The sequence below is a fragment of the Paraburkholderia sp. SIMBA_030 genome, assembly GCF_046535245.1.
In the GTDB taxonomy this organism is placed as follows: Bacteria; Pseudomonadota; Gammaproteobacteria; order Burkholderiales; family Burkholderiaceae; genus Paraburkholderia.
In genome coordinates, this window is the sequence record NZ_JAWRXB010001171.1 from 1 (window position 1) to 251 (window position 251).

General features: G+C 61.8%; 1 protein-coding gene. It reads left to right on the plus strand.

The features are described from left to right. Positions 1–14 precede the first annotated feature (14 nt). A partial coding sequence (locus SB772_RS43730; RefSeq protein ID WP_410838993.1) for a hypothetical protein occupies positions 15–251 on the plus strand: 237 nt, incomplete at its 3' end.

Here is a 251-nt window from a genome sequence, read left to right on the forward strand (position 1 = left end):
TTCACGATGGGGACGTGGTCAGAGGACTATCCGGGCTGGAGCGCACGCTCGACTCGCTGCTGGCGCGAGGTTTCCGGCGCTTGACGTCGCCGCTGATCGTCGAATGCGCGCAAGCGCTCATCAGCGTGGGCCGGACCTCGGATGCGCTCGATCGCTTGCAGGATGCACAGGCATTCTGCGAGATCAACGGCTCTTTTTACTTTATGCCTGAAATCCTGCGCGGTCGGGGTTTATGCGCGCATGCCATGTCC